Genomic DNA, 9,275 nt, shown 5'->3' with positions numbered 1-9,275 from the left:
TTGAATCATTTTGCAATAAAACAAAAACTATTGTTAAAAGCCAATGTTTTAATGTTCAATGAACTTCAAATTTTGAAAGGTGCTACGTAAGATGAGTAAATAATTGTGTCAACAAAATTCTTCATGCGTAGGCCCTGCTGCCCCATCCAAATCTAATCGCCTAAACCCTTGGTTTTATGATAAAATTATCTATAAACGCCGAAATAAGATAGAACGCCTCTTCAGAAGTCTCAAAGCGTTCCGTCACATCTTTTTAAGCTTTGAAAAACTTGACTCCATGTTCACTTCCTTTGTTCATAGCGCTCTGATCATGGGGATGATCAAAAAGTGTGAACACGCTCTAAAAAACTTAGTTTAAATTATTAAGAATTTATATACCGTGTGCGCTATATCTATATATCAGAGAGCTTCTCCTTTGATTAACTAAGTGTTGCACTTCATTTTCAAACCTCAGGTTGATTAAATATATTATGAACTTCACAACATAACCGTTTACAAAGAGCTCTCACTTAATTCTATCTGTTCACTTATGAAAAATTTCGAAGATCGTAGTTTGTATTAAATAAGCTCTTGTATTTTTTAAATAGGTATGGCAAAATTCCTACACGGTGCTGAAGAATTAAGCATTGTGTATTATATCTAATTTACGCTGTAAAGCGCATAACAAAAGGAATGTTAAATGAATACGTTAAGATCGTGTGGTGTTGTGAAGTGGTTTAATCCAGAAAAAGGGTTTGGGTTTATTACACCGGATCAAGGTGGGGCAGATATTTTTGTGCACATCACCGAGGTCAATCGCGCAAAACTTGGAACTCTGTCAGAAGGGCAGCGTGTGAGCTATGAGATTGTCAACAACCGGGGACGCTCCTCTGCGGGTGAACTTGCTTTAGAGTCATAGTCCCGAAGCATCCGCGGTCTACAAAGTGAACGCAATGCTTAGGTTATGTAAGCAAAATTGAATAAGGGTAGTTCTTAATTATAGTAAAACTACCCGATAAAAATGAAAAAATAAATAAATTTAGTGTAAGGTTTTAAAAAATTTATTCACTAGGTCCTGGTCTCAATTAAGCCAAGCGACAATTGAAGCCAAGTAAATGGCGCCTAGAAAATTTGAAGGCGTTTTATTATAGCATGTGGCAATGGCGCCATACTGCCTTGAGTTTAGAAAAAAATCTCGATCAAGTGACAGAATTTATAAAAATATTTACATAATTCGAAAGCTCCAAACAGTTCTTTAGGTGGAATCACGGCCCTTTTTTTTAAGTTTTAGCAGCACTCTTTCATCGGCATTGTACGCTTTTATCGGCAAGCACCGCATCAATCTTCACAAAGCGATCCATCAACGTACCAGCCTCCTTTCAAATCATGGTCCTGACCTTGTGTAAGGTGAAAAAACGACCAGATTTTCATAGATATCACACGGCGCATGAATTTTAGTTTTGCCCAGAACAGCTTGATTATGCTCTTTTTTAAAGCCTGCGCTGTGTTGACGGAGGAGCACAATCATTGCATAGATCATCGCGCACTCATAATCAGCGTCCTGCAACAGAGATTCAAAGATTTTTTTCTATACGCTTTTTGGGTTTCAACGAGTAAAGCAAGTGTGTATGGCTTTAAAATCACAAAACCTTTTTAGCAGATTAACGCCAAGGACGGGTACGGTATAAAACAACCCAACACACAGGCCGTGATCTTTGGTTGGCCCCCCACATCCCCTGAATTTAGCGTGTTTAAAAATGAGTAATAGCCAGAAAAATAAGATCAAAAAAACGTAGAAAATACTTAATTGCGTAGTTAATGAAAACGTGATTGTCATGATTAAAATATTTTGAAATCTATAGAAATAGTCGCAAAATATTTGATCTTAAATTTAATTTTCGATATTTACAAGATGAAGTTCAGATGACAACAGCTTACGAAAAAGTAAATCTGATCTAATTGTGACTTTTGATACGTGCCTAGCCATAAAAAGTGCGTATAGAAAAAATTTATCCTAAACTTTGGTAAACTCCTCAACACATCAAGTCCTATCGAAAATGAAAAATCTTTGCGTTGCATATATGAAAAATTGTTGATAGAATCAAAAAAATTGGTGACTTTATGAGCCATGGATCAAGCATTTTTGTTTGAAGTATACAGTGATGAAATTCCTTCGAATCTTCAGTGGGATGCTTATCAGCGTATTAAACGCTATGTAGAGCAATCACTTAAATCTGAAAAATTGGTTGCAAAAGTTCAAAGCTTTTCTTCTTTGCGTCGTGTTGGTTTTTTAGTGCATGAATTGAAACAAAGCACCCAAGGTGTTTCTTTTCTGAAAGGTCCCAACGTCCAATCTCCTGTCCATGTTATTGAAAAATTTTTCCAAATTCATGGGGCTGATAGGTGTCATAAACAAGAAACGCCGAAAGGGTGTGTTTGGGTTGCAGAAATCAAAGAATCCTCGATAGAGGAAAAGTTACGTCACATTTGTTCAGATTTTTTAGAGCATTTTTATTGGCCAAAGCGTATGCGTTGGCACGAAACAGATGATTTTACCTGGATCCGCCCTATCCATTCTTTGCTATGTATGTTGGATACAAACATTCTTGACTGGACATTTAGACCCAAAGGCCTTAAGCTTTGTGCGAAAAATATGACTCTGGAACATTCGGCCATGTCACAAGATCCGTTGCGTCAAGATTGGGTATCTATAGATAGGGCCTCAAACTACGAGCAGATATTAAAAGGGAAAAATGTTTGGGTTTGCCCTTTACAGCGTTTTACTTATCTTCAGTCTCAATTGAGAAAATTAGCTCAAAATCATGGATATGAGTTGTTTGAAGAAGATTTGGCTTCTGATGGATTGTTATCCGAGGTATCAGGAATGACCGAGTGGCCAAAATTTTTTTTAGCCTCTTTTTCTGAAGAATTTTTAAAACTTCCTTCACCATTTTTGTTAACAACCCTAAAGCATCATCAACGCTGTTTTCCTGTAAAAAAACGAGAAAGTTTGGCGCCGCACTTTATTGTCGTGTTAGATGGCACAGAGCCTAGCGCTGAAATTAAAAAGGGACATCAGCGAGTTGCAGAAGCCCGATTGTCGGATGCGTTATTTTTTTGGAATCAGGATCTTCGGCAACCGTTGGAAAAGTATAACCACGACCTTAAGGAAAAAGTATTTTTTGAGGGGCTTGGAACGGTGCTTCATAAAGTTCGTCGATTAGAAGTTGTGGCAATGCACTTAGATAAATCTGGGACATTAAGTGCTGCGGCCTTGTTATCAAAATCAGATTTGGCAACTCAAGCAGTAAGAGAGTTTCCAGAGCTTCAAGGAGTGATGGGAAAACATTATGCACTAGCTCAAGATATCGATCCTGTTTTAGCGCAAGCTTTAGAAGAACAATACTTTCCTCTTACACCCCATCAAGACCTTAGTACGCAAAGCTCTCTTGGAGGATGGTTGGGAATGATAGATCGTATGGATACATTGGTGGGGTTTTTTGGTATTGGAAAATATCCTACGAGTTCTAAGGATCCTATGGGGTTGCGTCGAAGTGCTTATGGATGGGTTCGTCTTGCAGTACATCACCCTTATCCTTTTTCCATTTCGGAAAGTATTCGAATAAGCCTTGAAAGTTATCGAAGCACTCAAAGGCTTAATGTTTTATCTGATAAAGATAGTTTAGATTTGTTAGAACAATTAATATTTAAGCAATTTACTCGATATCTGGAAGAGCAAAATTTTCTTCGTGGAATAGCGGAAGCTGTAGAAACTTTTAGATTTTCTAAATCTCCGAAAGAACTGTTTGATCTTTCAAAAGAATTAAATGATTTTTTACAAAAAGATTCGGGAATCGCTTTTCTTTCCTCGTATAAGCGTGTGTTTTGCTTGCTGCATCAAGATCAAGGGTGTTTAATGGAATTTGGAGTTCCCAAAGATGCAGAAATGGTTTCCCCTAAAGAGCGTCAATTATGGAGCTATATCTCAAGCAAATGGAACAAAGAAGAATTTATGAAAAATGCTTTACCGTTTTCTCAATGCATTCAAGAATTTTTGGATACGCTTCCTGTCAGAGGATTTCCTTCTCGTATAGGACTTCTGTCAGCAGTATTGCGATATACGCGTCCGTTAGGAAATTTATCAAGCATGTTTACGCTTTCTCGCTAACTTTTGAAATTTTAGGGCTATGAGAGAAGAGCGTTTTTTGAAGCCTTTTCCAAAAAAACGTTACCGTATTTTGTTTGGATTTGTTAAATGGATTATAATTTTAGGTATTTGGGTGAGTTTTGCCTTAGGGGCTGTCGTAATTTGGTTTGGATACGATTTACCTGATGTTGAAGAAATTACAAAATTATACCGAGATCCCCACATTCTCATTAAGGATCGTTACGGAAATATCTTAGGAAGCTATGGAAGTTTTTATGGAAAAACAATTGATATTAAAACTCTAAAACCACACTCGATTCAAGCTTTACTAGCCACGGAAGATCGAAGATTTTTTTACCATTTTGGTATTGATCCTATTGGAACGTTTCGAGCGCTTTTACGAAATGTAAAGGCAAACGGCGTGATACAGGGGGGCAGTACCATCACTCAACAATTAGCTCGAAATTTTTTTGAAAGCAAAAAGCTTCATCACTACAAGTATCGCTCTTTAAAACATAAAATAAAGGAAGCGATTCTTGCAGTAAAATTAGAAATGAAATTTACAAAAGAGCAAATTCTAACAATGTATCTCAATAGGGTGTACTTAGGCGCAAATGTTACTGGATTGGATGCAGCTTCTTTATATTATTTTGGACATAGTGCAAATCACTTGACTTTGTACGAATCAGCGATCTTAATCGGGATGCTAAAAGGACCTTGTCGTTATTCTCCAGTGATTCATTATGAGCGTTCGGAATCTAGGGCGAAACGAGTTTTACAAAATATGGTAGAAGAAGGTTTTATCACCCAAGAGGAAGCAGCTACTGCAATGGCATTGCCTTCTGTACCAGGAAACTCCTCACAAAAGCAAAATTTATTTCGATATTTTACAGATTGGATTGTTACCTGTCTTCCCGATTTATTAGAAAATATCACAGAAGATGTTGAGGTTATTACAACGATAGACCCCAATGTACAAAGTATTGCAGAAAAAGAAGTGCAAAAAGTTATGCAAACTCAAGGGGCAAAAGTACGCGCTAGTCAGGTGGCCTTACTCTGTACAAAAGCTTCTGGGGAAATTTTAGCTATGATAGGAGGGGTGGATTACAGAAAAAATGCTTATAATCGCGCAACTCAAGCAAAGCGACAAGCTGGTTCTAGCTTTAAATTTTTTACATATCTTGCAGCATTAGAAGATGGCTATGATCCGGACTATATGATCAGCGATTATCCAATCGAAATAGGAGGATGGAAAGCAAGTAATTATAAGCACAGAGCAAGGGGAGAAGTATCTATTCGTACGGGTTTTGCTTATTCAATTAATGCTGTAGCGGTGCGTTTAGCCGTTTCTATTGGATTAAAACGTGTCACGCATCTTGCAAAGTTATTGGGTATTTCCTCTGATTTACCTCATAATTATAGTCTTGTTTTAGGATCTGGAGAAGTGACATTGCTAGAAATGACAGGAGCTTATCTCGTTACTCTTAATGAGGGGCAAATTGTGCGTCCTTACGGGGTAGCAAAAATTTTAAATAAACAGGGAAAAATTCTTTATCAGCATTCGAAAGCTCAAGATTCAGATTCTACGTGCGTTTCTCAAGATGCGATTCAAGAAATGCGTAGTATCATGCATAGCGTTATCACGGAAGGTTCTGCGCGAAAAGCTAGACTTCAATCTAGTCTAGGTAAAGAAGTGTTTTGCGGAGGGAAAACTGGAACTTCTCAAAGATACAGAGACGTATGGTTTGTTGGGTTTGCAGGCCCCATTATGACAGGAATTTGGTGCGGAAATGATAATGAAAGCCCTATGATAAAACCTCAAGATGGTTGGCCAACGCTGCATATATGGCGAACCTTTAATGAACGTTTATTAAAATATTTTAACAATCCTCAGGAAGAAAATTGGCAAAAAGAAGAGTCTATAAAAAATATAGAAGAAGAAAATGCAGTTATTTCTGAAGATCGTTCTTCAAACCAAAAATCCAACGACACGAAAGAAGATCAACAAGAGACAGATGATGAGGAAGAGATCGATGATGAGGAAGAGGTCGATGATGAGGAAGAGGTCGATGATGAGGAAGATGTCGATGATGAGGAGGATAAAAAAACAAAATCAAAATCTCCTTCAAACAAACGATCATCTCCTTCTGCATTGGAGGATTCTAAATTAAATTCTCAAGAAAAAAATTTAAAAGAAGAAGATCTGATAAAAGAAATTTTATCTAACATATAGTTACTGTGATTTCATTATTTTATAGAATAAGATTTATAAAATTAATATGTATGTAAAATGTTTCGTAAAAAACTCCTTAATGCATAGATTTTTTGCAATTTATCACTCCTCTTATACGTATTCATAAAAAAATTAAGTTTGTTTTTCTTTTTTTAAATGAAAGATATCTAAAAAAATTATTGTAATTTGGGCCTGGTTTTGACAACAGTAACGTGTTATAATGACTTTTAGCTTTATACAGCTGAAAGTAAAAATGTGTTGTAAAACCAAAAATAGACTATGAGCTTTCATTCTATAGAGTGTATGAGTTGGTTTCAGCTTTTTGGATTACCAGAAAGTTTCATAATAGATTTAGATGCCTTAGAAAAAGCGTACGTTCTTGCACAAAAGCGTATTCATCCAGATCGTTGGACAGGTGTTTCTTTTAAAACTGCCGAACAATTTAGCGCTCATATCAATAAAGTATATGCGGCATTAAAAGATCCTAGAAAACGCGGTGAATATATGTTAAAGTGCGTGAATTTTTGGCCAATTTCTTCTTTTCCGAAAATTATGCAAGAAATTTTTTCATTGAAAATGAATTCAGATCCTCAGGCTGTACATATACTATATCAAGAATCTTTAATAAAATTTGATAAATTTTTAAAGGAAAAAGATTTTTTTCAAGCACAAAAAGCGTATCTGTATATATGTTATTTAGGAAAATAAAAAAATAAATGCGTATTTTAGTTGATCCATTCAATAGTATTATTGAAAAAAACGAGAAATTTTTAGCGACAGAAGCCGTAGGAATTGATTTTGGAACGACGTATTGCGTCGTTGCGCTCGCTTCAAGCCCTACAGAAGCTTACGTGTTAAGTTCATCAAAAGGCACGTTAATTTCCTCTCAGATCACAACAAAAGACGGAAATAGCGTTGGATCTGTCAAACGAAAGTTAGCACATATCGAAATTTCTGATCCCATATACGATGATTACTTAAGTGCGGCAGTGAGTATTTTTAAACTTCTTGCAACGCATATTTATGAAGCCTTAGGTCGTGTAATATCGCGTGCTGTTATTACAGTTCCCGCATATTTTGACGATGTTCAGCGCTCTCATATTCATAAAGCGGCAACTTTGGCAGGATTTGATGTTCTTAGATTGATCAATGAGCCAACAGCAGCTGCACTTACTTACGGATTAACCCAAGATTCAGAAGGAAAATATCTTGTATATGATTGGGGAGGGGGAACATTCGATGTGTCTATTCTTGATATCCAGCAAGGAATTTTTAGAGTACTTTCTTCAGGAGGGGATACAGCTCTTGGCGGAGATGACTTAGATTTTTGCATCGCACAACATATAAGCCCACTTTCATTAGAAGATCAATCTTTTCTGCAACAACAATACTGGATTCGAGAAGCTCGACGTATCAAAGAATCTCTTTCCCGACCTTATTTTTGTGATGTAGGTGATTTGGAAACAAAAATAACCCCAGAAGATTTAGAAACGTGGTGTTTTCCATGGTTTCAGAGAACGTTAGATATTTGTCAAGACACATTAAATCGGGCAAATTTAGAAATTCAGGATATTCAAAAATTGATTTTAGTTGGGGGAAGCACTCGAATTCCCTTTGTATTCAAGCGTCTTACACGGTTGTGGGATGGCAAAATAGATTCTGTGCTGCATCCTGAGTATGCAGTAGCGCAAGGAGCTGCACTTCAGGCATATCAATTAACGAACACGTGCTCCTTTTTATTATTGGATGTTAGCCCACTTACTTTGGGAGTAGAAGTTTTGGGAGGGCTAATTGAACCGTTAATTCCCAGAAACACTCCGCTTCCCGCAAAAGCAACGTACAAATTTACTACTGCAGTAGATGGGCAAACTAAGATGCGTCTTCATATTGTGCAAGGCGAAAAAGAGTTTGCAAAACAGTGTAAGTCTCTTGGAGTATTTGAGCTCTCCGGTATCGATCCTTTACCTAAAGGAATTCCTCATATAGAACTTACGTGTCATTTAACTGTGGAAGGGTTATTAGAATTAGAAGCAAAAGAATGTAAACAAGATAAAGGTGGTGTAAACGCATCGCTGAAAATTAATACAATTCGCACGTTAGATGATGCGCAAATACAAGAAGAATTGTATGCACTTAATCAAAACGATGGAAGCGAAGTATTGCTTAGTATTTGGATAAAAAAACACCAACAAGCATCTGACGGTTTGCACCAGATGGAAAAAATTCTTCAGCAATTTCCCTATTTGTTTTCAAAAGAAGAGCATTGTGAAATGACCAAAATATGCAAAAATTTTTCTGATTTTTTAAACATAGAGCCTTCTCACTGTGCTGAATCTTTAAAAGAAATTTCCGAAAAATGGGAAATATTTTCGTCTCATATCCTTCCTTATATTGAACGGCACCTTACTGAAATATTAAAACAAACATTAGAGCATGAAAAAAGTGATTTTTTTTAGACCCGCTTCGAGAATATTAATTGGAAGGAAATGTGAACATAAAGTTATGGGATAGATCAAAGAAATTCTCCACATCAATAAAGTCCACCAATCTTGGAAAAAATTCAGGATAGGAGAGTTTTTTTTAAGATGAGCGTTTCCAAATTTAAAATTATAGTAAAAACAGTTGAATTATGATAAAACAAAAAAGCACTAACGGGACTGATATAAGCCCTGGCAAAACTCAATGTGCTGCCTAATCCATCCCTTCATATGTGCCCAAAATTTCTCGATTGGATTTAAATTAGGTGAATAAGGTGCCCCCCCCCCTACAACCAGCAGATTCAAGTAATTTTTTGGTTCTTTGAGATTTATGAAATGACGCATTATCCATGATCAAAACTTGTCCGAATTTTAATTCTTTTATCAAAAACTGCTCTCTCCAAGCTTCGAATCATTGTATGTTACAAGAACCGTTAAA

Annotated in this window: 5 protein-coding genes; all 5 read left to right on the top strand. The window is 36.4% G+C overall.

Features of this window, described 5'->3' with window-relative positions:
* Positions 1-679 precede the first annotated feature (679 nt).
* The 5 genes from P618_RS01385 to P618_RS05905 all read left to right on the top strand — a co-directional run bounded on the left by P618_RS01385 (position 680) and on the right by P618_RS05905 (position 8,815).
* Positions 680-898 carry a cold-shock protein gene (locus P618_RS01385; protein ID WP_006295716.1) on the top strand — a complete coding sequence of 73 codons (219 nt, stop codon included), beginning with the start codon at positions 680-682 and terminating at the stop codon, positions 896-898.
* 1,224 nt (positions 899-2,122) lie between these two features.
* Positions 2,123-4,147 carry a glycine--tRNA ligase subunit beta gene (glyS, locus tag P618_RS01375; protein ID WP_162147047.1) on the top strand — a complete coding sequence of 675 codons (2,025 nt, stop codon included), beginning with the start codon at positions 2,123-2,125 and terminating at the stop codon, positions 4,145-4,147.
* A gap of 19 nt (positions 4,148-4,166) precedes the next feature.
* On the top strand, positions 4,167-6,359 hold the full coding sequence (locus P618_RS01370) for a transglycosylase domain-containing protein (RefSeq protein ID WP_021826958.1): 2,193 nt from the start codon (positions 4,167-4,169) through the stop codon (positions 6,357-6,359).
* Between the two features lie 303 nt (positions 6,360-6,662).
* Positions 6,663-7,067, top strand: coding sequence for a DnaJ domain-containing protein (locus P618_RS05910; protein ID WP_162147046.1), 405 nt, complete (start codon positions 6,663-6,665; stop codon positions 7,065-7,067).
* Positions 7,068-7,075: 8 nt separating this feature from the next.
* Positions 7,076-8,815 (top strand): Hsp70 family protein, encoded by a 1,740-nt coding sequence (locus P618_RS05905; RefSeq protein ID WP_021826961.1) that lies wholly within the window; start codon positions 7,076-7,078, stop codon positions 8,813-8,815.
* Positions 8,816-9,275 lie beyond the last annotated feature (460 nt).

It is taken from the genome of Holospora obtusa F1 (genome assembly GCF_000469665.2).
GTDB classification, from domain to species: Bacteria; Pseudomonadota; Alphaproteobacteria; order Holosporales; family Holosporaceae; genus Holospora; species Holospora obtusa.
The sequence above is the reverse complement of the archived record's forward strand: the minus strand, read 5'-3'. Positions and strand labels throughout refer to the sequence as shown.

Excerpts from the sequence above, each read along its gene's own strand:
- P618_RS05905 (WP_021826961.1), top strand. The coding sequence starts at position 7,076 with ATGCGTATTTTAGTTGATCCATTCAATAGTATTATTGAAAAAAACGAG.
- P618_RS05910 (WP_162147046.1), top strand. The coding sequence starts at position 6,663 with ATGAGTTGGTTTCAGCTTTTTGGATTACCAGAAAGTTTCATAATAGAT.
- P618_RS01370 (WP_021826958.1), top strand. The coding sequence starts at position 4,167 with ATGAGAGAAGAGCGTTTTTTGAAGCCTTTTCCAAAAAAACGTTACCGT.
- P618_RS01385 (WP_006295716.1), top strand. The coding sequence starts at position 680 with ATGAATACGTTAAGATCGTGTGGTGTTGTGAAGTGGTTTAATCCAGAA.